The 24,882-nt window shown below is 43.0% G+C and carries 20 protein-coding genes; 18 read left to right on the forward strand and 2 right to left on the reverse strand.

Features of this window, described 5'->3' with window-relative positions; translation table 11 throughout:
• The first annotated feature begins 181 nt into the window (after window positions 1–181).
• The 12 genes from raiA (at window position 182) to AU377_RS11530 (ending at window position 13,003) form a co-directional block, all read left to right on the forward strand.
• Window positions 182–742 carry a ribosome-associated translation inhibitor RaiA gene (gene raiA, locus AU377_RS11475; RefSeq protein WP_067407910.1) on the forward strand — a complete coding sequence of 187 codons (561 nt, stop codon included), beginning with the start codon at window positions 182–184 and terminating at the stop codon, window positions 740–742.
• A 230-nt stretch (window positions 743–972) separates the two neighbouring features.
• Window positions 973–3,480, forward strand: coding sequence for a preprotein translocase subunit SecA (secA, locus tag AU377_RS11480; protein ID WP_067407911.1), 2,508 nt, complete (start codon window positions 973–975; stop codon window positions 3,478–3,480).
• Between the two features lie 38 nt (window positions 3,481–3,518).
• A protein-coding gene (gene prfB / locus AU377_RS11485; protein ID WP_156450447.1) for a peptide chain release factor 2 occupies window positions 3,519–4,620 on the forward strand; the annotation gives its coding sequence in 2 pieces (ribosomal slippage) (window positions 3,519–3,590 and window positions 3,592–4,620; 1,101 coding nt in all).
• Between the two features lie 257 nt (window positions 4,621–4,877).
• Entirely contained in the window at window positions 4,878–5,210 is a 333-nt protein-coding gene (gene cccB / locus AU377_RS11490; RefSeq protein ID WP_067407913.1) for a cytochrome c551, read from the forward strand.
• A gap of 422 nt (window positions 5,211–5,632) precedes the next feature.
• Complete coding sequence (gene ftsE, locus AU377_RS11495; RefSeq protein ID WP_067407914.1) at window positions 5,633–6,319, forward strand: cell division ATP-binding protein FtsE; 687 nt, start codon at window positions 5,633–5,635, stop codon at window positions 6,317–6,319.
• The gene (gene ftsX, locus AU377_RS11500) at window positions 6,309–7,193 is read left to right on the forward strand and encodes a permease-like cell division protein FtsX (protein ID WP_067407915.1); all 885 of its coding nucleotides are present in this window, start codon (window positions 6,309–6,311) and stop codon (window positions 7,191–7,193) included. The genes ftsE and ftsX overlap by 11 nt, the downstream gene beginning before the upstream one ends.
• 33 nt (window positions 7,194–7,226) lie before the next feature.
• Window positions 7,227–8,555 carry a murein hydrolase activator EnvC gene (locus AU377_RS11505; protein WP_067407916.1) on the forward strand — a complete coding sequence of 443 codons (1,329 nt, stop codon included), beginning with the start codon at window positions 7,227–7,229 and terminating at the stop codon, window positions 8,553–8,555.
• A 121-nt stretch (window positions 8,556–8,676) separates the two neighbouring features.
• Window positions 8,677–9,333: a hypothetical protein gene (locus tag AU377_RS11510; protein ID WP_067407917.1), complete on the forward strand. Its 657-nt coding sequence runs from the start codon at window positions 8,677–8,679 to the stop codon at window positions 9,331–9,333.
• Entirely contained in the window at window positions 9,330–9,914 is a 585-nt protein-coding gene (locus AU377_RS11515; RefSeq protein ID WP_067407918.1) for a peroxiredoxin, read from the forward strand. The genes AU377_RS11510 and AU377_RS11515 overlap by 4 nt, the downstream gene beginning before the upstream one ends.
• A gap of 74 nt (window positions 9,915–9,988) precedes the next feature.
• Window positions 9,989–11,434, forward strand: coding sequence for a S41 family peptidase (locus tag AU377_RS11520; RefSeq protein ID WP_067407919.1), 1,446 nt, complete (start codon window positions 9,989–9,991; stop codon window positions 11,432–11,434).
• Between the two features lie 141 nt (window positions 11,435–11,575).
• On the forward strand, window positions 11,576–12,733 hold the full coding sequence (locus AU377_RS11525; protein ID WP_067407920.1) for a PDZ domain-containing protein: 1,158 nt from the start codon (window positions 11,576–11,578) through the stop codon (window positions 12,731–12,733).
• A 24-nt stretch (window positions 12,734–12,757) separates the two neighbouring features.
• Complete coding sequence (locus AU377_RS11530; RefSeq protein WP_067407921.1) at window positions 12,758–13,003, forward strand: CsbA family protein; 246 nt, start codon at window positions 12,758–12,760, stop codon at window positions 13,001–13,003.
• A gap of 62 nt (window positions 13,004–13,065) precedes the next feature.
• On the opposite strand, the gene AU377_RS11535 is transcribed toward AU377_RS11530, so the two are convergent.
• Together AU377_RS11535 and AU377_RS11540 are read right to left on the reverse strand one after the other, a co-directional pair.
• The gene (locus tag AU377_RS11535) at window positions 13,066–13,374 is read right to left on the reverse strand and encodes an AzlD domain-containing protein (protein WP_067407922.1); all 309 of its coding nucleotides are present in this window, start codon (window positions 13,372–13,374) and stop codon (window positions 13,066–13,068) included.
• Entirely contained in the window at window positions 13,374–14,099 is a 726-nt protein-coding gene (locus AU377_RS11540; RefSeq protein ID WP_067407923.1) for an AzlC family ABC transporter permease, read from the reverse strand. Before AU377_RS11540 ends, AU377_RS11535 begins: the two co-directional genes overlap by 1 nt.
• 146 nt (window positions 14,100–14,245) lie before the next feature.
• Between AU377_RS11540 and AU377_RS11545 the strand changes: the two genes are divergently transcribed.
• The 6 genes from AU377_RS11545 to AU377_RS11570 all read left to right on the forward strand — a co-directional run bounded on the left by AU377_RS11545 (window position 14,246) and on the right by AU377_RS11570 (window position 24,821).
• On the forward strand, window positions 14,246–14,875 hold the full coding sequence (locus tag AU377_RS11545) for a TVP38/TMEM64 family protein (protein WP_067407924.1): 630 nt from the start codon (window positions 14,246–14,248) through the stop codon (window positions 14,873–14,875).
• Between the two features lie 145 nt (window positions 14,876–15,020).
• Complete coding sequence (gene addB, locus AU377_RS11550; protein ID WP_067407925.1) at window positions 15,021–18,518, forward strand: helicase-exonuclease AddAB subunit AddB; 3,498 nt, start codon at window positions 15,021–15,023, stop codon at window positions 18,516–18,518.
• Window positions 18,490–22,194, forward strand: a complete 3,705-nt coding sequence (gene addA, locus AU377_RS11555; RefSeq protein ID WP_067407926.1) for a helicase-exonuclease AddAB subunit AddA — start codon at window positions 18,490–18,492, stop codon at window positions 22,192–22,194. The genes addB and addA overlap by 29 nt, the downstream gene beginning before the upstream one ends.
• Window positions 22,191–23,390 (forward strand): DUF418 domain-containing protein, encoded by a 1,200-nt coding sequence (locus AU377_RS11560; RefSeq protein WP_253724475.1) that lies wholly within the window; start codon window positions 22,191–22,193, stop codon window positions 23,388–23,390. The genes addA and AU377_RS11560 overlap by 4 nt, the downstream gene beginning before the upstream one ends.
• Before the next feature lie 49 nt (window positions 23,391–23,439).
• A complete protein-coding gene (locus AU377_RS11565; protein ID WP_067407927.1) occupies window positions 23,440–24,339 on the forward strand; it encodes a fumarylacetoacetate hydrolase family protein in 900 nt (299 codons plus the stop codon).
• 104 nt (window positions 24,340–24,443) lie between these two features.
• Complete coding sequence (locus AU377_RS11570) at window positions 24,444–24,821, forward strand: YisL family protein (protein ID WP_067407928.1); 378 nt, start codon at window positions 24,444–24,446, stop codon at window positions 24,819–24,821.
• The last annotated feature ends 61 nt before the right edge of the window (window positions 24,822–24,882 follow it).

Raw genomic sequence — 24,882 nt, forward strand, 5'->3', positions numbered from 1 at the left:
ATTTTCCTATACTATAAGTGCTGCTTTTAACTTCCCACTGTATTGAAATGTAGCGAAATACGGAACGTTCCATATTTCGCCACATTTCGATAAAATTTAAAATAATATTCAGTTTTCAGAAGGACTTTATGGGGAAGGTGTAGAAGTGTAAGTATAAGGTTTAAATAAAGGAGGAGTTCTTATGTTAGACTTCAACATCCGTGGTGAAAATATTGAGGTGACTCCAGCAATTCGTGAGCACGTTGAGAAGAAAGTTCAAAAACTTGAAAGGTACTTCACTGAAGGTGCGAATGCGACTGCAAACGTGAATTTAAAAGTATATAATGACAGACAAACAAAAGTAGAAGTGACAATCCCAATGAAAAATCTGACACTCCGCGCAGAGGAGCGTCATGAAGATATGTATGCGGCTGTTGACTTAATTGTTGACAAGCTCGAAAGACAAATTCGTAAATATAAAACAAGAGTAAACCGTAAATTCCGCGAGCGCGAAGGAGTTGCCAATTTCTTCAATTCAGTGAGCAAAAGCGATGACCAAAACGTTCAAACGGAAGAAGATCATGAATTTTCAGTCGTTCGTACAAAACAATTTGATTTAAAACCGATGGACCAAGACGAGGCAATTTTGCAAATGAATATGCTTGGCCATAACTTCTTCATCTTCACAGATGCAGAATCTGACGGCACACACATCGTTTACAAGCGAAGAGACGGCAGATATGGATTAATTGAAACAAATTAATGAATTTAGTAAAGGCTCCCTATCCAACGGGGGCTTTTTTTATGTCCCGAAACAAGCGGGAGGTCATCGAAAACATCGGTGCAGTATTACGTAACTTTAATTTTTCACGGAACAAATTACAAGAAAAAGTCGTTAATCATCATGAAGAATTAATTTCAAGTAAGACCATTTGCACCGCTCTTTTCGCAATGTTAAAATAAACGATGAACTATATGAGGATGTGACCAAAAATGCTTGGCGTACTGAATAGAATGTTTGATATGAATAAAAGAGAGTTAAGGCGTCTGGAAAAAATTGCAGATCAAGTTGAACGGCTTTCCGCTAATATGGAACAACTGTCTGATGAGCAATTAAAAGCGAAGACAGAAGAATTTAAAGCACGATTGGCAGATGGAGAGACACTGGACAATTTGCAAGTTGAAGCATTTGCGGTTGTTCGCGAAGCATCCCGCCGTGTGCTTGGCATGTATCCATTCCGCGTTCAAATCATTGGGGCGGCTGCTTTACATGAAGGAAATATTGCGGAAATGAAGACAGGAGAAGGGAAGACGTTAACGTCTACATTAGCCGTCTATTTAAACGCACTTGCAGGAAAAGGTGTGCATGTCATAACGGTTAACGAATACCTTGCGAGCCGTGACGCAAATGAAATGGGACAATTGTATGAATTCCTTGGCTTAACTGTTGGCTTAAACTTGAACAGTTTAACGAAGGAAGAAAAATACGAAGCCTATGAAGCGGATATTACCTACAGCACGAACAACGAACTCGGCTTTGATTATTTACGGGACAACATGGTGTTGTATAACGAGCACAAAGTACAGCGGCCTCTATTTTTTGGCGTCGTTGACGAAGTGGACTCGATTCTTATTGATGAAGCGCGAACACCACTTATTATCTCAGGACAGGCGGCAAAATCTGCGGAGTTATACAGATTGGCAAACCGCTTTGTTATCTCTTTGCAAAAAGAAGAAGATTATTCCTACGACGAATCGACAAAAGGCGTTGTATTAACGGAGGCAGGAATTGAAAAAGCGGAAAAGGCATTTTCAATTGAGAACTTATTTGATTTAAAGCATGTTGCGTTGAATCATGCGATTACACAGTCGTTAAAAGCACATGCTAGTATGCATATTGACGTCGATTACGTTGTACAAGAAGGCGAAGTTGTCATTGTTGACTCCTTTACAGGTCGTTTAATGAAAGGACGTCGTTACAGTGACGGACTTCACCAAGCGATTGAAGCGAAAGAAGGCTTGGAAGTTCAAAATGAAACGATGACGCTTGCAACGATTACGTTCCAAAACTTCTTCCGGATGTACGAAAAGCTGTCGGGGATGACAGGTACTGCGAAAACGGAAGAAGAGGAATTCCGCAATATATACAATATGAATGTGATTGCGATTCCGACAAACCGTCCAATTGCGCGGGATGATCGTGCAGATCTCATCTATGCAACAATGAATGGAAAATACAAAGCGGTTGCAGAAGAGATTAAGAATCGCAACGCAAAAGGACAGCCAGTACTTGTTGGAACCGTAGCAATTGAAACGTCAGAAATTATTTCGAACTATTTGAAGCAGTACGGCATAAAACATAATGTATTGAACGCGAAAAACCACGGACGAGAAGCCGATATCATTTTGGAAGCAGGGCAGCGAGGTGCTGTAACCATTGCGACAAACATGGCAGGGCGAGGTACGGATATTAAACTAGGTGAAGGTGTTCAAGAACTTGGCGGACTTGCGGTCATTGGCACGGAACGTCATGAATCACGACGCATCGACAATCAGCTGCGCGGTCGTTCGGGGCGTCAAGGAGATCCAGGTGTTACCCAGTTTTACTTATCACTAGAAGACGACTTGATGCGCCGCTTCGGATCAGATCAAATGAAATCAATGATGACGAAGCTTGGGATGGACGATGAGACACCGATCCAATCGAAGATGGTCTCCCGCTCCGTTGAATCTGCTCAAAAACGAGTCGAAGGGAACAACTTTGATGCGCGGAAACGTCTCCTTCAGTACGATGATGTACTTCGTCAGCAACGCGAAATTATTTACAAAGAACGAAACGATGTCTTATCTTCGGAAAATATTCGTGACATTCTTGACGACATGCTGACGAATGTGATTGAACGAGCAGTTGCGGCACATACATCTTCTGAACAACAGGCCGACTGGAACTTAAAAGGTCTGGAAGATTATCTTGGCGCCAATCTCCTGCCAGAAGGACGGTTAACCAAGTCCGATATGGAAGGAAAGTCATTGGAAGAATTAACGGCGCTCATTCAAAATACAGTGATGGAGCGGTATGACGAAAAAGAACAAGAAATGTCTGCAGAACGGATGCGTGAATTCGAAAAAGTCGTTTTACTTCGTGCGATTGACTCGAAATGGATGGATCATATCGACGCGATGGATCAGCTCAGACAAGGGATTCACTTGCGCGCATATGGTCAAACAGATCCGCTTCGTGAATATCAAGCGGAAGGCTTTGCGATGTTCGAGGAGATGGTGATGTCAGTCGAGGATGACGCAGCGAAATATGTGATGAAAGCTGAAATTCGCAATAACCTTGAGCGGGAAGAAGTCGCAAAAGGTCAGGCAGTGAACCCGAAAGAAGGCGGAGAGCAAGTGCGCAAAAAACCGGCTCGCCGCGCTGTCAATATTGGACGCAACGATCCATGTCCTTGTGGCAGCGGAAAGAAATACAAACATTGTCACGGTAAAGCGTAAGCGGCCTGGCAATCTACATTCAGGAGGAACACGTTATGATGGAATTATCGGAAGTACGGAACGAGCTCGACAAATCAGCTAAGAAATTAGCGGACTTTAGGGGGTCTCTTTGACTTAGAAAACAAAGAGGCAAGAATTCAAGAACTTGACGAAATTATGTTGGAACCCGGATTCTGGGATGACCAAGATGCTGCACAAAAGGTCATTTCCGAGTCGAATGGCTTAAAAGATATCGTTGGCGATTTTGTGGCGTTAAATGATACACAAGAAAATCTAGAAATGACGTTGGAACTGCTGCGTGAAGAATTTGACGCAGATTTGCAGGAGGAACTCGGCGAAGAGCTGAAAGAATTCAAAGGGAAGCTTGAAGACTTTGAATTACAGATGCTGTTAAGTGACGAATTTGATAAAAATAGCGCGATTCTAGAAATCCATTCTGGCGCAGGTGGCACAGAATCCCAAGATTGGGCTTCCATGCTGCTACGCATGTATACGCGTTGGGCTGATGATCGTGGCTTTAAAGTAGAAACACTTGACTATCAAGCGGGCGATGAAGCAGGCGTGAAATCTGTGACCCTTTCCATTAAAGGGCATAATGCTTACGGTTATTTAAAAGCGGAAAAAGGCGTTCATCGTCTTGTGCGTATTTCTCCATTTGATTCATCAGGCCGTCGTCATACGTCATTCTCGTCAATTGAAGTAATGCCTGAGTTTGAAGGGGATATCGACATCGACATTAAACCTGAAGACGTTAAAATTGATACGTACCGTTCAAGTGGTGCGGGCGGACAGCACGTCAACACAACAGACTCCGCTGTTCGAATGACCCACATTCCGACGGGTGCCATCGTTACTTGTCAAACTGAACGTTCGCAAATTAAAAACCGTGAACGTGCTTGGAATTTGTTGAAAGCGAAAATTTATCAAATTAAAATTGAAGAAGAAGAAGCACGTCTGCTCGAAATCCGTGGTGAACAAAAAGAAATTGGATGGGGCAGTCAGATCCGTTCTTACGTATTCCACCCGTATTCGATGGTGAAAGATCACCGTACGAATGCAGAAACAGGAAATGTCGGTGCTGTTATGGACGGAGAGATTGACGCATTCATTAATGCTTATCTGCGTTCCCGCATTTCTTAACGAGCATTGGCCTCCACCGAAAATACGATGTAAAATGTTTGGAAAATGCAAATTGGTGTATAGTAAGGAGTAGAGGGCAGTCCTAAATGAGTGGTAAATGACTTGTTCACAGAAATGTAAGAATTGGCATTTATTTGATATGACGCCGTTCTTCTCCTCTTTTGACAAAAATTTACAAATCGTGTAGGGTTCAATTATGCCAACCTTTGGTATACTTATATTTGCAATACAACATTTACAGTATTGGAGGAAGAAACATGAAAACTAAGTTTCTCGGAGTCCTGTTTGGCGCTGCACTTATCTTAGGAGCGTGTGGTGGCGGCGGTGACAACGCCAACAACGACAATAACACAGGTGGCGATACAGCAAGTGTCGATGCTGAGAAAATCGTCAACAACAGCTGTGTGTCCTGTCATGGGAACAACCTCGAAGGACGCGGAAATGCACCAGCACTTGACGCAATTGGTGCAACAATGTCTGAAGAACAAATTCACGATATTATTATTAATGGTCAAGGGGCTATGCCACCAGGAATTATTAAAGGTGATGAAGCCACAGCAGTTGCTAAATACTTAGCAGAGAAAAAATAAATTAAATTGTAAAGACCGCCTAGAAATGGGCGGTCTTTTTTACGTCTAGGCTCCGGGCGCCAGACGCTCGGGTCAGCAGGATGCTAATCATGCAGTCGTTGCGACAGGATGTCGCGATCTTAGACTACGTACCTTTGCTGAGCAGGCATCCTGCGCTTTTGTTGTTTCTGCATATTCATTTGAACTTTGACAATTATTTTATTTTTTGTAAAATCCTGCTGTACGGAAGGATGTTACAAAAAGGAGGCGGATGATGAAATATATGTAGTTGTTTCGAATTATGACTTTAGTATGTAAGTCTTTTCATATCAAGGATCTTCGCCTATTCAAAATGAAATGAAACTGTAATACCGAACGATGCGAATCATGTTATAATGGGCATGTCGGTAAAAAAGGGGAATAAAAAATCAGGTGGTTTTAGTATGATTGTGATGAAAAATGTCTACAAAAAGTATCCGAATGGCGTCGTTGCGGCAAATGGGATTCATGTCGAAATCGACCCCGGGGAATTTGTATATGTAGTCGGACCAAGTGGGGCCGGAAAATCGACTTTTATAAAAATGATGTATCGAGAAGAAGTACCGACAAGTGGAGAGATCGTAATTGATGGCGTCAACCTTGCAACTTTAAAAAACAAACAAGTGCCTCATTTGCGAAGAGAAATTGGCGTCGTTTTCCAAGATTTTAAACTATTACCGAAGTTAAATGTATACGAGAATGTCGCATTTGCACTTGAAGTGATTGAAGAATCGCCGGCAGAAATTCGAAGAAAAGTGAATGAAGTGCTTGCGCTTGTCGGACTGACGCAAAAATCGCGGATGTTTCCGAATGAGTTATCTGGCGGAGAACAGCAGCGAGTGTCCATTGCGCGGTCTATTGTCAATACACCTAAAGTTGTCATAGCAGATGAACCGACAGGGAATTTGGACCCTGAAATTTCATGGGAGATCATGAGGATTTTCGAACAGATTAATGCTCGCGGCACGACGATTGTCATGGCCACCCATAATCGGGAAATTGTGAATATGATTCGCCACCGCGTAATTGCGATAGAAGGCGGACTAATCACACGCGATGAATTCGGGGGTGACTACGGCTATGAAAGCTAGAACAATCGGCCGTCATTTCCGGGAAAGTTTAAAAAGTTTACGTCGAAACAATTGGATGACCTTTGCCTCGGTTAGCGCGGTAACTGTTACTTTATTACTCGTTGGCGTATTTATGGTCATTATGATGAACTTAAACGAATTAGCTGTAAATATCGAAAATGATGTAGAGATTAAAGTGATCGCTGATCCGGCTGCTGATGAAGCAATGGTAAAAGAGCTAACAGACAAAGTGCGGGCAACGGAAGGTGTCCTTGAAGTTGTGTATTCCTCAAGAGATGATGAGTTAAACAAAATGATTCAGTCATTTGGGGATGAACTTAAATTATACCAACAGAGTAACCCGCTTGGCGATGCGCTCTATGTAAAAGCGAAAAATCCACAAGAGACCGTAGCAATCGCCAAAAAAATTGATACATATGAATACACGTATGAAGTCGAATACGGTAAAGGAAAAGTTGAAAAGCTTTTTAAAGTGTTAAACGTTAGCCGAAATATTGGCATTGCGCTGATCATCGCGCTGTTATTTACAGCCATGTTTCTCATTTCAAATACAATTCGGATTACGATTACAGCTAGAAAAAGAGAAATTGAGATTATGAAGCTAGTAGGTGCAACGAATAACTTCATTCGCATTCCATTTGTGTTGGAAGGGATCTGGTTAGGCGTTTTAGGGGCTATTCTTCCAATGCTAATCGTGTCGATTGCTTATTACAAATTGCACGCTCACTGGGCACCAAAGTTAAAAGCAGAGTTATTCCACTTACTAGATACCATGCCATTTTTATTACAGTTGAACGGTTTGTTATTCGTCATGGGAATCGTGATCGGTATATGGGGCAGCTTCATGTCTGTACGGAAGTTTTTAAAGGTATAAAGAGATCGTAAGCCTGAAAGGGGATTTTGAGAGTTGAAAAAGCGTAAGTGGCTGTTTGCCAGCGTAATAGCGGGACTGCTTTTGTCTACAACATTAGCGGCTCCGGGTGTTTTAGCGAGCTCATTAAAAGACTTGCAAAACGAACAAAAAGTAATAGAACAGAAGAAACAAAACTTAAACTCTACTATTCAAAAGAAATCATCTGAAATTAACACAAATAAATCAACAATCGATTCAATTTTAGATCAAATTTCTACACTTAACGGAAAAATAGAGGATACAACGTCTACCATTAACCGCGTCATCGATGAGATCAATGTAACAACCGAGGAAATTAATGCGTTGCGTGCGTCCATTCAAGATCTAGAACAGAAAATTGAGGAGCGAGATGCGGTCTTAAGGGATCGTGTGCGTGCGATGCAAGTAAAAGGTGGACAAGTTAGCTATATCGATGTGTTGCTGGGTGCAAATAGTTTTGCAGATTTCATTGACCGTTTTTCTGCAGTCAATACATTAATGGATGCAGACCGGAAAATTATGAAGCAGCAAGATGAGGATGTAAAGCAGCTTGAAGAAGAAAAAGCACTGGTTGAACAAAAATTAGCAAAACAGGAAGAAAATAAAAGAGATTTAGAAGGATTAAAAGCTTCCCTAGAATCACAAAAACAGCAGAAAAATAAGCTGATCGATTCACTGGAAGCAGAACAAGCAAAATTACTAAAAGAAAAAAGCTCACTTGAAAAAGAATTTCACGAAGCGTATGAAGTGAGTAAAGAACTTCAAGCAAAAATAAGCGCTGAACAGCAGCGCTTGGCAGAAATTGCCCGCGAAGCTGAACGGAAACGAAAAGCAGCGGCAGCAGCTGCAGCGGCGGCTAAAAAATCCTCTTCTAGTTCGTCATCTAGTTCATCATCCGCAAGCAGCGCGCCTCTTCCAGCTGTCTCAAGCGGCTCTTGGACGAAGCCAGCAGCGGGGACATATACCTCATCATTCGGTTGGCGTACACACCCGATCTATGGTATACAGCGCCAGCATCGTGGAATTGACATTGCCAACTCAGTCGGCACACCGGTTGTTGCGGCCGCTGAAGGGGTTGTATCGCATGCAGGTTCAATGGGTGGTTACGGGAATGTCGTGATGATTACGCATTCTATTGATGGACAAATTTTCACAAGTGTTTATGCGCATTTATCCTCAATTAGCGTCAGCTCTGGCCAGCAAGTTGCCAAAGGTGCGCGTATTGGCGGACTTGGAAACACTGGGGCTTCTACAGGGCCGCATCTTCACTTTGAAATTCATGTAGGCAACTGGTCAGCATCGGGTCCAAGTGCTGTTAACCCATTACGTTATATCAATTTATAAGTAGAATAAAGACCCACCTCATAATATGATCTATGAGAGTGGGTCTTTTTTAGGCAGAAAAGTCGTTTTCTTAACGTGGATTCGTTAGGATAGAAGTGAAAAAGGATAAGGGGAAAACGGTATGACAGTGACTCGCTATTATATCATTGGGAATTTGTCCGTATCTTCATCTTGGATTGCTTTAATCGCAGCATTTATCTTTGCTTACATCGCTGTCAGAATTCGTTACGGCAGAAAACTTGCAGCTGTTGTGTCAGATATGTTCTTTTATTTAATCATAATATGGAAGTTAAGTGTCATCATTACGAATTTCAGTTCTGTCATTCGATCACCCCTAGCGATTATTTATTTTCACGGGGGGATGGTTGGGTTTTCGCTCGGTTTGCTAGTCGTTATTGGCAAAACGCTGTACCATATTTTGAAAGGACAACTCCAAGATGATGGGTTGCTTGCTTTACTGACAGGTGCTGTACTGGCGCAGGCCTTTTATCAAATGATGATGGTGTTTTTGAATGATGGCGGTTTGGTCGCTAGTGTCATGACAATTCTCCTGTTTGGAGGATTCGCAGTATTTTTTTGGAGGTTCAGCAACCAAGGCGGCGTTTGGCCATTTCAGCTTACAATGCTTTTAATGGCTGTACATATTTTTGCAGCGGCCTTTCAACCAGAAGGAGTTATAGGGAAGCCATTAATCAGCACGTTTGTCATTGTGGTGTTCTTTGCGTTCATTTATTTGAAAGGGCATCATTTCATGAAAAGATCGGAGGAGCATTTGTGAAGAAAAAAACGGTAGGTCTAGTCATCAGTGCGCTCATTATAGGATCCCTTGTCGTCATGATGGTCAAATCGAATCTAGCAACCAATGAGCCGGATATAGAATATCTGATTGGCGCGGATTATAACATGAATGATCAAGATGACGTAGGTTTAAAACAAGGAGATTTGCCGCCTGATTTCACATTGCCAACGCTTTCTGGCGAAGAAGTAAAGTTATCTGATCTGCAAGGGAAGAAAGTCATTTTAAACTTTTGGGCGTCTTGGTGCGGTCCGTGTCGGGCGGAAATGCCGCATATGGAAAAGTATTATAAAAAGTACAAGGAAAAAGACAATGTTGAAATCGTCGCGGTCAATTTGTCGACAACAGAAAGACGCGGTTTAAAAGGCGTAAAGGAATTTAAAGATAGTTATAAGCTCACCTTCCCGATTTTGCTCGATGAAGAAGGTTGGGCAATCGATGCGTATCAAATTAAACCGATCCCTACAACTTATTTAATTCATACAGATGGCACGATTGCCCATAAAATCGTTGGACCAATGGATGAGAAAATGATGAAAGAGCTTGTGAGAAGATTACATTGAAAAAAGCCGGTTTTGCGCTGTCGTAAACTTTCTTTTCTGTTCATATAGTGGACGGAGGAGGGAAGCTATTACATATGCGTAGAAGCCGGTTTTTGCTTTTTATGACGTTGGCTGCTGTGGCGGCTATTGTATTTTTAGTACTCGACGGATGTTCCGGACAGGAAGTCGAAACAAAAACGGAAGGCCCTTCAAGCTCATTTCAAGTCATCGATGAGGCATACAAGCTCATTAAAGAAAAAGGAGTTTATCCGGTTGAAGGGGATGCATTAGTTGAAGGTGCATTACGCGGCATGGCCGATGTGATTGGAGATCCGTATTCTACTTATTTTACGGAGGAAGAAGCGAAGGCTCATAAAGAGTCATTGGCAGGAGAACGAGTCGGAATTGGTGCAGAAATCACCCGTTCCAATGGAAAGTTCATCATCGTTGCGCCAGTGAAATCATCCCCTGCTGAGAAAGCTGGATTGCAGCCATACGATGAAATTGTTCAGATTGATGGGAAAAGGCTAGATGGGTCATCCTTGCAAGATGTTGTCAAAAGGATTCGAGGAAAAGAAGGAACAGCTGTTAAGATGACCATTTATCGCCCGGATTTAAACAAGCATCTTGAATTATCCATTACGCGGGAAGTCATTCCTGTCAAAACAGTTACTGGAAAAATCATTGAACAGCGCGGCGAGAAAATTGGCTACATAGCAATTACGATGTTTGGAGAAGATAGTGCCGCCGAGTGGAAAAAAGTAACAGACGAGCTTATTCAAAAGGGAGCAAAAGCATTGCTCGTTGACGTTCGTGGAAATCCCGGGGGGTATTTGCACAGTGTTGGAAACATTGCGGGCAGCCTATTAAGCCAAGACACAGTTTTTGCTCATATGCAAGAAGCAAATGGTACACTCACACCGTTAGTTACAGACTCGTCAAAGAAGTTTGCATTCGACGAGAAGTTGAAAAATATACCGATTGCACTATTGCAGGATAAAGGCAGCGCTTCTGCAAGTGAAGTCTTAAGCGGTGCATTAAAAGACTTGAAGCGCGGATATATTACAGGAACCACAAGCTTTGGTAAAGGAACCGTTCAAGAAACGATGGACTTATCCAATGGCGGTGAAATGAAGTTATCGACACATAAGTGGCTAACGCCGAAAGAACGATGGATTCATGGCAAGGGTGTTGAACCAGATCTGGAAGTAAAGCAAAACGATTTGTTTAAAGAGCATGTAAGACCAGTTATGGAGAAGTATAAAGAGGGCGATTTCCATGATGATATTGCGTACGCCCAGCGGCTTTTAATTGGCCTTGGTTACGGTGTGGAGCGAAAAGATGGCTATTTTGATGAATCTACGGTAATGGGTGTAACCGATTTCCGTGCAGATGCTAAACTGGACGAAGGGGATGTCATGGATCGAAAGTTTTTCACTGCACTGAAAGAGAAAGTGGAGAAGTTCAGAAAAGACGAGAAAAACGATGAGCAATTGCAAATGGCGATAGGCTATTTGCATCATAAGATTAGCAACAAATAAGTTGACGGCTTCCAGCCATTTGTGCTGGAAGCTGTTTTGTCATTGTGTTTTAGAAAAAATCACCACCAGCCTCACATTAGTACGTCTAATTTTGATACAATATAAGGTGACGAATCGCTTCGTAATTAGGGGGTGACCATTTTGGCGGAACAAATTATCTATGCCATTGCTTATTTTTTTCTTAATCCGTTGTTCCTTTTGACACTAATTACGGCCGTTATTTTAGGCTATATTCGCGTGAAACGGGAACGGCGTAATTTTAAAGTTCGTCTACTCCCAGGATTAACAGAGTTTAGGAAGTTGTTAACAGAATCATGGCTCTATGCGCTTGTGCTGTCCGTGAGCATTTCCGGTGTTGGGCTTATTGTCGATCCAGGATGGCTTGTTTTACTATCGATCATTACTTTTATTGTATTGCTATCATTTTTTTATACAATCGCTTCACCGATTTATTATGCAGCAGGTGCATTTTTTGCACTTTATTTTTTACAACTGTATGCAGGAGAATTCACGTACCGGGGCTGGTCGCTTCAGCAACTTGACTTGTTAGGTGATCTGGCGATAACGATCCCAATTATTGCGGGATTATTACTAATTATAGAAGGATTGTTGATTCGAAGGCATACTGCTCGTTACACATCCCCGTACTTTGTTCAAACAAATCGTGGACTTCGGGCTGCTGTTTTTAAGTCAAAAAGACTTTGGCTATTGCCAGTTGTATTCCTCATTCCGGGTGAATGGATCTCAGCTTATTTACCCTACTGGCCACAGTTTACATTAGGAAATGCAGCTTTTAGTTTTATACCGGTGCCGATTGTCATTGGGTTTTCGCATATGGGTCGTGCCGTTCACCCGGAACTTTCACTGCCTAAAATTGGCTTATCTGTCGTTTGGACGGGTCTTATTGTTGTGGCAGTGGGCCTGTTGGCATTTTGGATGCCAATACTTGGCTGGGTGGCGCTTCAGATCGGATTGATTGGCCGAATCGGAATTTCTGTGCATTCCACGATTCGCGAGTATAGCAAAGGCTTCGTTGCGGCGCCAATGCCATCGGGAGTCGTGATTGCAGGTATTTTACCGCATTCTCCGGCGGAAAAGATGGGGCTTAAATCAGGCGAATGTATTAAATCCGTCAATGGTATTCGTGTCAATAATGAAAAAGAGCTTTACGATGCGATTCAAATTAATGCTGCGCATTGCCGTTTACAAGTAATCGATCGCCAGGGGGAGGTTCGCCTCACCCAGCAGGTCGTTTATCATCATGATCATCACCGCCTTGGATTGCTTGTTGTACGATAGGATTGAACGAAAGGATGGTAGGACATGGAGCATTTTGGAACAAAGTTATTACTAGCAATCTTTTTGCCTGGACTACTAGTCGTGTTGTTTACACGGGTAACCTTTCATCATGTCGTCGGTTTGACCTTGACGCTCGCATTGATCGCTGCATCTGTTTATGCAGGTTATACGCATAATTGGTTGTTATATACTGCGGATGCACTCTCTTTAACGATTGGCTTTTGGTATGCGAAGCGTATGGTTGATCGTGCCAGGCAGCAAAAAGAATAATAAAAAGACCGTACCTTTAAATGGCACGGTCTTTTCTTTTGGAAATTTGGACTTTCAAAGGCTCATATAAATAAACTATAAATCGCCAGCACACCAATCGTGCCTAGGACGACAGACATGAGACCGCCGCCTAACAATGCGATGAGAAATGCAACGGCTGCACCGACGACGCCAAATAACAAATTCCCCTCTTGGACAAGCAATACGGCCGGGAAAATAAGTGCGCCGAGGACAGCGTAGGGAATATTGCGCAAAACACCTGCGACGATCGGCGGCAGTTCTTTTCCGTCTAAGAAAGTTAAAGGAATCATACGAGGGATGTACGTGACAAGTGCCATACCGAATAACATCCACCAATAAGCAGCGCCCATCAAGCTTCCTCCTCTCGTTTATACATTGTTTCAGCCGTTTTTCTGCCATGCACATAAAAGAGCTCAACGACAATAGAGGATAGGAGTGTCGCTGCAAGAATGGACCAACCGGTAGAAAGAGCACCCGTCACATGCAAGATACTATGAATGGCAGCCGCCAAACCCGCAAGCATGACAACTTTACGGTTTCCTTTCATCGATGGAACGAGCAGTCCGATGAACATTGCGTACAATGCAATCGACATCGCTGCTTGCAAAAAGAGCGGTAAGTTGGCGCCAATCATATGGCCGATTGCCGTAAAAGAAACCCAGCTCCCATAGGCGATCAACATAACGCCAAATGCAAAGGGAGTCGATACTTTTTCTTCTTTACTTGTTGCTAATACTGAAAAGGATTCATCCGTTACACCGAATGCATAGATCGCTTTTAGCCATTTCGGCGCACGATCCATTTTGACGTTCAAGGAAGCACTCATGAGAAAGTGTCGTATGTTTACGACAAAAGTATTTGTTACAATTAAAAAAGGAACGACACCGGAAGCGATCAAACTTAACGCCATATATTGTGAGGCACCCGCATAGACAAATATACTCATGGCTGTTGCCTCTATCATGGTAAGTCCGGTTGTTTTTGCCAGCAGACCGAACGCAAGCGCAACAGGAAAGTACCCGATGGCTATGCTTGTACCAGCCTTTAAACCTGCTGAAAATTGACTTTTTTCCAAAGTTTGTCACATCTTTCGTAAGTATATTATGTGATTATACTACAAAGCCGTGTTTAAATGGAGGTAGGATAAGGAAAATTCTAAATAGATAATTGTATTGTTGGTGCAATGATTAAACATACTTGATGAGAAAAGGAGGGGTTGCGATGAGCGAATGGCTAGATGTAGACAAAATTTTTGAATTGGCTCAGCATTATAAGACGCTCGGTCCATTTATCGGTATTTTGCTGCCCTTTATTGAAGCCTTTTTGCCATTTCTTCCTCTCTTTGTGTTTGTGTTTGCCAATGCAAGTGCTTATGGCTTATGGCTAGGGTTTATCCTTTCATGGGTAGGTACAGTCCTCGGTTCGTATATCGTGTTTCTTGTCATTCGGAAATATGGGCGCAACCGATTACTGCGATTTTTAACAAAAAGTAAGCGTGTGCGTGCGCTTATTAGATGGGTAGATCGGAATGGATTTGGGCCTCTTTTCTTATTTCTCTGTTTCCCTTTTACACCGTCAGCGCTAGTCAATTTAGTCGCTGCCTTTTCGAATATGAAAAAAGTGTATTATTTGCTTATATTAATGGCAGGGAAACTGGTCATGATCTTTACGATTAGTTTCATTGGCTATGACTTAAAAGCATTATTGACACAGCCGCTGCGCACAACAATTGTGCTGCTCATTATTTTTCTTCTCTGGCTAATCGGGAAGGAATTTGAAGGCAGACTCAATAAAAAAGTGAAAGACGATTTTCAATCATTCTCCAGCCGGCAGGATTATGATCAAGAATAAATGAAACGTATATTCGATATTTTATACTGTATGGGTTTCTGTCATCCATTTCTTTCTGTACAATGGAAAGCAAGGATGACTTTTTGATTCCGTAAAAGATTACATTGTACCAACGATAGATAGTAGTTTGAAAAGGAGGAATAACGTGTCGCTTCGTTTTATTACAGGTCGTTCGGGATCAGGAAAAACAACATTCATTGAACGTGAAATCGCGGCATCTTTACAGCAAGATCCGCTGGGTGCTCCGATCATTCTAATCGTACCTGACCAAATGTCGTTTTCGATGGAACATAGCCTGTCTGTCAATTTTGGATTGAATGGCATCGTTCGTGCGCAAGTATTGACATTCAAACGGCTTGCGTGGCGGATATTACAAGAAGTGGGCGGGATTGCACGTGAAGAGATCGATGGTTTCGGTTACCGCATGCTCATCCGCAGCATATTAGAAGAAAATCAAGATCAATTTAAAATGTTTCGCCAAGCGGCCACGAAAAGAGGATTTACAGAACAAATTGGCGATTTGATGAAAGAGTTTAGCCGCTATTGTCTTCATTCGGGGACGATGGATGAATTGAAAATGGAGCTCACTGCAGCGAATGCACCGCAGACTTTGCTCGACAAAGCCGATGATTTGGCATTATTACTTTCGAAAATTGAAGAAAAACTCGGGACCTCTTTTGTCGACAGTGAAGGGTATTTGGCGCTGCTGGCTACGCAAATCCAACATGCCGATCTCATACGAGGGGCCGAAGTGTATATCGATGGATTTGAAACCTTTACAACCCGCGAATATGAAATCATCCAAGAACTGATGAAGTATGCAGACCGAGTGACAGTGTCTTTGCCGATGGAAGGTGCACAATTTGGTTTTGCAGACCACGAGTTGTTTTTCAACCCAGTGCGGACGTCTTTGAGGTTACGGCAATTAGCACGCGAGCATGCAGTTGAAGTGGAAGCAGACTTCAATCTGGGAGAGGCAAAGCGTTTTAAAAATGATGACCTGCGTCATCTGGAAGCGTCCTTTGATCATTATCCAACACCGAGCAAGCAGTCAAGCGGCAATGTACAGCTAATTGAAGCTGCAGATCCGCAAGCCGAAGTGCATGCAATCGCCAGGGAGATTCGTGCGTTAATCTTATCCGGCAAGCGGTATAAAGACGTTGCGCTATTGTATCGTCAGCCTGAGAAGTATGATGAGCTCATTGAGTCGATTTTTCCGCAGTATGAAATTCCTGTGTTTATCAGCCAGAAAAAGCCGATGTTACATCATCCGCTGATCGAGTTTTCACGATCCGTTTTAGAAGCTATTTTGTCAGGTTGGTCTTATGAAACGATTTTCCGTGCAGTGAAAACGGATCTCTTTTTCCCGCATGGAGAGACGAAGGTCCTTTGGCGTGAACGCGCGGATCGATTAGAAAACTATGTACTTGGACGAGGAATCTATGGGAAAAGATGGTTTGATGATCAGCATTGGCGCGTGAAAAAATACCGAGGGCTTGAACTGCACACGGAGGTTCAGACAAATGAAGAAAAAGCGTTAGAGGAAGAGCTCCATCTTGTACGGGACGTTATACGAGAACCGCTTGCCACATTGGAGGCACAGTTGAAACGTGCAAAAAATGGCCGACAAGTGGCAGAAGCGCTTTTTAAATTTATGGAGAAACTGCATGTTTTTGATAAAATTATAGATTTGCGTGCAGAGGAAGAGCGCGTTGGCAGATTACTTGGTGCAGCCGAGCATGAACAAGCATGGAATAGCTGGATTCATGTTTTGGACCAATTCGTATTAATGTTTGGAGAAACACAAATGCCTCTGAAGAAGGCGATTCATATTTTAGATGAAGGGTTCGACTCGCTGGAGTTCACTCGCATCCCCCCATCCCTTGACCAAGTGACAGTGACAACACTTGAAGTGGCAAGTTTAATGGATATTGATGCAGTATTTGTCTTAGGCGTGAATGATGGCGTACTGCCCCAGCGCATTGATCATGAAGGAATTTTATCGGACGGGGATCGGGAATGGTTTACTGGGATTGGATTTGAATTGGCTCCTACGTCAAAAATGCAATTAATGGACGAGACTTATATTGCTTATCGAGCCTTTACAGCTGCTTGTGAAAAGCTTTATGTATCTTATCCAATTGCAGACGAAGAGGGGAAAGCACTTATTCCTTCATTGTATATTACGAGAATTCAACAGCTGCTTTTGGGAACTAAAAAGATAACGGTTGCGACGGATCCGTTTGAGGTATCAGACGAGGAAGCCTCATTTCAATACATTCGTCATCCACGGACGGTACTGCCGTTTTTATCGATGAAGTTAAAAGAGGAGACGTATTCTGGGAAACTGTCACCAGAATGGCAAGCGGTCTATGCGTATTTTGAAAATGATCCTTATTGGTCATCGACGCTTCGTCATGTACTTCAACCGATGAATGAAAGCAACGAAACAGAACAATTACGTCCGGAATTGACGGAAGGATTGTACGGCAAAACATTTGTGTCAAGTGTTTCTCGCGTTGAGTCGTACTACAGCTGTCCGTTTCAACACTTTGCAACGTATGGCTTAGGCTTGCAGGAGCGTTCGGAATTTACGTTGGAAGCACCTGCAATCGGTGATCTATTCCATGCGGCCTTAAAATGGGTTTCTGATGAAATCCTTCGTTTAGGCAAATCATGGGCCGAGTTGACGAGAGAGGATTGCTGGCGACTCTCGAGGGAAGCAGTGGAGGATTTATCGCCATACTTCTTCCACCGCATTTTATTATCAACGAGCCGTTACTTATACATTCAACGAAAGCTCATGCGCATCATTCAAAGAACGATCTATTCCTTGCAATCCCAGGCGCAAGCCTCCAGCTTTAAGCCGATCGCGGTTGAGGCGGGATTTGGTCCAGGCGAAGAACTGCCGCCGCTTGAAATTAAGCTTCGCCGCGGTGATGCGATGAAGCTGCGCGGTCGAATTGATCGCGTTGATGCGACTGAAATTGGCGGTAAAAACTACGTGCGCATTGTCGACTATAAATCATCTGCGAGAAGTCTTGATTTAGTAGAAGTGTATTATGGATTATCCTTGCAAATGTTGACGTATTTAGATGTCGCAATTGAAAATGCAGATGAATGGCTCGGCATTCACGCAGACCCTGCCGGTGTCCTCTATTTACACGTTCATAATCCAATGATTCGATCGGGCACAGAACTTACGGAGCAATTATTAGAACAAGAAATTTCAAAGTCCTATAAAATGCGGGGCTATTTACTGGAAGATGAAGAAGTTGTCATGGGAATGGATGCGAATATCGGCAGCACGTCTGCTATTGTTCCCGCAGCGATTAAAAAAGACGGGTCATTTTATAAGTATTCAAAAGTCCTTTCTGCTGAAGATTTGCAAATGATTCGATCGTTTGTGAGAACAAGGCACCAGAAAGCCGGGGATGCGATGCTTGCAGGTGATACCCGGGTCTATCCTTACAAATTAAAAGAGAAAATGCCATGTGAGTTTTGTTCTTATCGTGCGGTCTGCCAGTTTGATCAAACGGACCCGTCAACGAAATGGAGGGCTTACTCGGCGATGGATGAAGAAACGTCATTGGAAAAAATGAGGAAGGAGGTCGATGGCAATGCAAATTCCAAAGAAACCTGATGGCGTAACGTTTACAGACGATCAGTGGAAAGCCATTTGGGCAAAAGGCAAGGACATTCTCGTTTCTGCCGCCGCAGGTTCGGGAAAGACCAAAGTACTGATCACGCGAATGATTGAAAAAGTACTAGATGAAAAAAATCCGATTGATGTTGATGAATTGCTCGTCGTTACCTTTACAAATGCGGCGGCGGCGGAGATGCGTCACCGAATGGCGGAAGCATTAGAAGAAGCCATTGCACAGAAGCCTAGTTCCGTTCATTTGCGCAGACAGCTGAACTTGTTAAACAAAGCGCAAATTTCAACACTGCATTCTTTCTGTTTAAATGTCGTCCGTCAATACGCTTATTTACTCGATATTGACCCGGGCTTCCGCCTTGCGGATACGACGGAGGCGGCATTACTCCGGGACGATTGTGTCGGCGAAGTATTGGAGGCGGCCTATAGCCAGGCCGATCCAGAAGCGATGTATCGTTTAGCGGATAGCTTTACGTCTGATCGGAATGACCAATCGATTGAAACGCTGATCGACCGACTTTATGATTATTCCAGGGTGCACCCATCACCAGAACAATGGCTGCGCCTAATTCCGCAGCAATATGAAATTGGCGACGCAGCCTCTATTGAGGATTTACCTTTTATCGAATCGTTAAAGACGGCGATTCGCCATTCACTAGAAGAGGCGGAGGCGCTGCTTCATGATACTAAGCGGATTACGCTGATGCCGGATGGGCCAGAACCGCTCGCGGCAACAGCCGATGCCGATTTACAATGGGTGCAGGAGGCAATCCGTTTGTTAACGGAAGCGACATGGGAAGAAATATATGCCTATTTCAATTCGTTAAAATGGGTGACAGCGGGAAGGATTAAAAAAGATTCATGCGATGAAGAGCTTACGAAACGTGCGAAAACGATTCGTGATGCTGTGAAGAAGATTGTTAACACATTAAAGGATGATTATTTTACGAGAACACCAGCACGGCTTTTGGATGAGATTCGTTTAATGGCGCCCACGATGCATACATTAATCGAACTTGTCGTTGAATTTGCCAAACGTTATGAGGCGGTGAAAATTGAACGAGGAATCGTTGACTTTTCGGATTTAGAACATTATGCCCTTCGAATTTTATCCCGAGAAGAAAATGGTGTGCTCGTTCCATCTGATATTGCGCTGGAATACCGAAACCGTTTTGTTGAAGTGCTCATTGACGAGTACCAGGACGTGAATTTACTGCAAGAAACAATCGTACAGTTTGTTAAAAGCGGCGGGGAAGCGGATGGGAACTTGTTCATGGTTGGCGATGTGAAGCAATCGATTTACCGTTTTCGACTTGCTGAACCACTGTTATTTTTAGGAAAGTATAGCCGTTTTACGAATGATGATGGCGCAGAAGGATTAAAAATCGACTTGAATGCCAATTTTAGAAGCCGAAAAGAAGTGTTGGATGCGACGAATTATATATTCTCACAAATTATGGGAGAACGTGTCGGGGAAATCGATTATGACGATGCGGCGGCTTTAAAATATGGGGCGAAATACCCGGAAAAAACTGTGTCTGCCGAGTTGGCACTCCTTTATGAGCATCAGGATGATGAAGGAGCGGATACGCCGGAAGAGGACTTGAAAAGCTCGCAAGCCGAGGCGAGATACATGATCCGAAAAATTCAGCAGCTGATGGCATCTGGCGTGGAAGTGACCGATGCATTTAGCGATTCGAAGCGGCCGATCGAATACCGGGATATTGTCATACTCATGCGTTCGATGACATGGTCAGGTGAAATTGCGGAGGAGTTTAAACTTGCGGGTATTCCAATTTATACAGAGCTTTCTCGCGGTTATTTTGATGCAATGGAAGTAATGATCATGTTGAATACGCTGCGTGTGATCGATAATCCTTACCAAGATATTCCGCTCGCTTCCGTGCTTCGCGCTCCATTCGTTGGACTGACAGAAAATGAGCTGGCCCAGATTCGGTTAGTGGAAAAAAATGTACCTTTCTACGATGCGTTGAAAAAATTCATTGCAATCGGCGGTGCTGGTATCTCAAGTGATGCGCAGCAAAAAATTCAAAAGTTTATGATTCATTTTGAGGAATGGCGAAACTTAGCCCGACGCGGTTCGTTGTCTGAACTCATTTGGCAAGTATATGCAGACACGCATTATTATGAAATGGTCGGTGTAATGCCAAATGGCAACCAGCGGCAAGCCAATCTTCGGGCGCTTCATAGCCGTGCGATCGATTATGAGAAAACATCGTTTCGTGGACTGTTTCGGTTTTTAAGATTTATCGACCGAATGAAAAAGCGCGGCGATGATCTTGGGGCTGCCCGATCCTTGAGCGAAACAGAAAATGTTGTACGGATGATGACGATTCACTCATCGAAAGGTTTGGAATTTCCGTATGTCTTTGTAGCCGGCATTGGCCGCCAATTTAATAAAATGGATTTTAATGAGCCTTATTTGTTCGATCAACATTTTGGGCTTGCGGTGAAAGCGATCGATCCCGACAACCGGATTATGTATACATCGCTTCCTTTTCTTGCGATGAAAGAAAAGAAAGAGCTTGAAATGCGTGCCGAAGAAATGCGTGTCCTCTATGTAGCAATGACGCGTGCGAAAGAACATCTAGAAATGATTGCTTCGGTGAAAGATATCGAAAAAATGATGACGAAGTGGCAAGATGCACAAATGTTGGAACCCAATGACATGCTGCCAGAATATACACGTTCCCGCGCCAACAGTTATTTGGACTGGGTTGGACCTGCTGTTGCACGCCATACCGACTACGAAAAGTTTGGAATGATTCAAGACGGCGAAACGATTGCGCATCCATCAAAATGGACGATTAACGCACAGCCGACCTCGGCGTTTATGAATGAAACAGATGATGGTGATGAAGAGTCAGAATCGATGCAGGAAACAGTTGAAATCGAACCGATTGACCCACAACTACTGGACGAAGTAAAAGCCCGCTTCGATTTTGTCTACCCGCATCTTGCGTCTGTTTCGAAACGCTCTAAACAGACGGTCAGTGAACTGAAACGGCTGTCTATTCTTCAAAAAGAGTCAAATGTGGATGCGCTTGCACCAAGTGTGGGGGATGTCAGTCCAGCCTATCTTCATGATCGTCCTTCGTTTATGCAAAAGCGTTCGTTATCATCTGCCGAGGTTGGAACTGCGATGCATGCGGTTATGCAGCATATCGATTTGCGCAAAGTTCATACTGTCGCAGACATTGAGCAGCTTGTTACAGAATTATTGGAACGGCAGTTGCTCACTTCTGAAGAAGCGAATGCGGTAAATACACAGGCGATCGCACATTTCTGTCAATCGAATTTAGCCCAGCGGTTAATGAAGGCTTCCCGTATCCGACGAGAATTACCGTTTACGTATGGGCTCGATGGCAAAGATGGTGATTTTCAAATTTTGCAAGGGATCATCGATTGTTTGTTTGAAGAGAAAGATGGGTGGGTGTTGCTTGACTATAAAACAGATCGGATTCAAGGACGCTTTCATTCAGCAGATGCAGTGGATACTGAGATGCACAAACGTTACAGTATACAGCTGAACTTGTATAAAAAAGCGATTGAAAATATTACGGGTATTCACATAAAAGAAATGATTCTTTATTTGTTTGATGGTGAGAGAACCGTACACATTCGGGAGGAAGAATTGTGAAGTTTGCACCGACGATGATCGGAGAACGCATAGCCGCGCTCGACATGATGCGCGGGTTTGCATTATTAGGGATCTTTATCGCAAATATGTTGTTTTTCCATACGCCAATTATTTATATTGACCCTTTTACGTGGTTTCAAGTGCCGTCAGACGTCGAAACATACCGTTGGATTAGTATATTTATCCAAGGCACATTTTATCCGATCTTTGCCATTCTTTTCGGATATGGCATTAATATGCAATATGAAAAAGCAAAAAGATTACAAACTCCTTTTGCCCCTGTACTTGCGCGTCGGATGATGATTCTATTGATGTTTGGCCTTATCCACGCGTTGCTCATTTGGGCGGGAGATATTTTAATGTCCTATGCAGTCATGGGGTTTTTGTTAATTTTATTCGTCCGGATTCCCGCAAAATGGCTGTCGGCATTCGCCATTGTTTTGTATAGCTTGCCAATGGGCGCGTTTATTTTTCTCCTTCGCTGGATGGAAGGACTTGCTTCTGAAACAGCAACAGCTGAATTTGTCGATTTGCATAAAATTGAATTGTCTATTTCAGCCTATGCCCATGGGAGTTTTTCAGAAATTTTTGCGCAGCGTTTTCAGGACTGGCTTGTCATTGGTGTTCAAAGTGGTTTTATGCTTGGTTTTATCATCGTATTGCCGCTCATTATGTTGGGGGCTGCATTGTCGAAATGGAAGATCATACAGCGCGCACATACGTTAAAGGTTCCGTTGGCAATCGTCGCTGTACTGGGCGGTGCGGGCGGCATCTGGATCAAAGCATTACCGTTCACACAAGGACCAACATTTTCTAATCAGCTGTTACAAGAAACGTTCGGCGGCGTTTTGCTTGCATTTGGATATATGGCTTTCCTTTTGCTTCTTATGCAAATTCCGCTTTTCCAAGTTGTCTTTCGACCAATTGCAAAGGCAGGCAGAATGTCGTTAACGACGTATATTACACAATCAATTGTCGGGACATTTATTTTTTATTCGTATGGCCTCGGTCTTTATGGGAAAATTGACTTAGAAACAGGAACATGGATTGCAATAGGCGTCTTTGTCATTCAAGTACTTTTTGCAGAAGTTTGGTTGTCAAAATTTAAGACAGGACCCATCGAATGGCTGTGGAGAAAATTGACATATGGAAAGATTTTGGTGGAAAAAGAGGAAAAGAGCAAACAAATGTCGTAATAGTAGAACTAATAGGGAAAACCATTTAAATGAGAGGATGGGCTTGTAGATGAAGATTTTGTCGTTCCGTTTCGAAGGCAAGACATTATTTGGTCCAAAAGTAAAAAGGGAAGAAGCAGTTTGGAATGTGCTGTCCATTGCAGAAGCGTATGATGTGCCAAATTTCCCACAAACGATTATAGAAGGTGTGGCAGCAGGCTTAGATTTCGTTGAACAAATTCGGCAATTGGTTGAACGTGCATTGGCAGACGACAATCCAAATCGTTTTAAACACGCTTTTACGGACATTGAATGGCTCGCCCCGATTCCGAGAACACCAAAAAATATTTTATGTGTAGGGAAAAACTACGCAGAACACGCTGCTGAAATGGGTGGGGACTTGCCGCCTGAAAAGCTAATGATTTTCACAAAATCTCCGACTACAATTGCAGCCGATCAGGAAGACCTTCCGTCACATGAGGAAAAAACGGACAGTCTCGATTATGAAGGGGAACTAGCGGTTATTATTAGTAAAAAAGGGCGCAACATTCCGAAGCAGCTTGCTTATGACTACGTTTTTGGATATACGATTGCGAATGATATAACGGCACGTGACATCCAAACGGCACACGGTCAATTTTTCCTTGGAAAAAGCTTTGATGGGGCGTGTCCAATGGGGCCTTATATCGTGACGAAAGACGAAATTCCCAATGCCCATAATTTATCGATTGTAACAAAAGTAAATGACGATGTACGTCAAAATGACCACACATCTTCAATGGTTTTTAAAATCGACGAAATTATTGAAGTCGTTTCTCGTTATGTAACTTTAGAGCCGGGCGATGTTGTTTTGACAGGTACGCCTGCGGGTGTAGGAAAAGGGATGAATCCACCGGCATTTATAAAGAAAGGCGATACAGTGAAAGTGTCAATCGAAGGGATCGGTACGCTTGTGAACCGATTCGTCTAAGCGTTAAACTGTATACGAACCTCTTAATATGTTAAGCTTTTTTTAGCTCAACCGTGAGAGGTACATGGTGATGTAGGGCCTAAAATTGTAATGAGGTGACAAGTTTGGACGTATTATCAAATTCGACTCATTTCCATATTTTCACTTGGGTCGTAGGCATTATTTTATTTTTAATTACTGCTGTACTGGCAAATGGTTCAAAAGGCAAGAAGATCGCGCATATGATTGCACGCCTATTTTATGTTTTAATTTTATTGTCAGGGATCTTGCTTTTCATGAAAACGATGAATTACGGTATGGGTGCACAATATGGCATGAAGTTTCTATTTGGCCTCGTCACGATTGGATTAATGGAAATGGTAGTTGTCCGTATGAACAAAGGAAAAAATGTCATGGTGCTTTGGATTCTATTTTTCGTATTCTTGTTCGTTACGATGTTTTACGGGTTCAAACTGCCAATGGGCATTGACTGGTTTGCATAATTTGCAGCCAATCTTCATATGGTATGAGGTAAGTAGGGTCTGCTAGCAAAAATGCTGGCAG

The sequence above is a fragment of the Sporosarcina sp. HYO08 genome (genome assembly GCF_001563475.1).
Classification (GTDB): domain Bacteria; phylum Bacillota; class Bacilli; order Bacillales_A; family Planococcaceae; genus Sporosarcina.

Bases quoted from the DNA above. Each gene is read 5' to 3' on its own strand.
- raiA (WP_067407910.1), top strand. From the start codon at position 182: ATGTTAGACTTCAACATCCGTGGTGAAAATATTGAGGTGACTCCAGCA.
- secA (WP_067407911.1), top strand. From the start codon at position 973: ATGCTTGGCGTACTGAATAGAATGTTTGATATGAATAAAAGAGAGTTA.
- cccB (WP_067407913.1), top strand. From the start codon at position 4,878: ATGAAAACTAAGTTTCTCGGAGTCCTGTTTGGCGCTGCACTTATCTTA.
- ftsE (WP_067407914.1), top strand. From the start codon at position 5,633: ATGATTGTGATGAAAAATGTCTACAAAAAGTATCCGAATGGCGTCGTT.
- ftsX (WP_067407915.1), top strand. From the start codon at position 6,309: ATGAAAGCTAGAACAATCGGCCGTCATTTCCGGGAAAGTTTAAAAAGT.
- AU377_RS11510 (WP_067407917.1), top strand. From the start codon at position 8,677: ATGACAGTGACTCGCTATTATATCATTGGGAATTTGTCCGTATCTTCA.
- AU377_RS11520 (WP_067407919.1), top strand. From the start codon at position 9,989: ATGCGTAGAAGCCGGTTTTTGCTTTTTATGACGTTGGCTGCTGTGGCG.
- AU377_RS11530 (WP_067407921.1), top strand. From the start codon at position 12,758: ATGGAGCATTTTGGAACAAAGTTATTACTAGCAATCTTTTTGCCTGGA.
- AU377_RS11535 (WP_067407922.1), bottom strand. From the start codon at position 13,374: ATGGGCGCTGCTTATTGGTGGATGTTATTCGGTATGGCACTTGTCACG.
- AU377_RS11545 (WP_067407924.1), top strand. From the start codon at position 14,246: ATGAGCGAATGGCTAGATGTAGACAAAATTTTTGAATTGGCTCAGCAT.
- addA (WP_067407926.1), top strand. From the start codon at position 18,490: ATGGCAATGCAAATTCCAAAGAAACCTGATGGCGTAACGTTTACAGAC.
- AU377_RS11565 (WP_067407927.1), top strand. From the start codon at position 23,440: ATGAAGATTTTGTCGTTCCGTTTCGAAGGCAAGACATTATTTGGTCCA.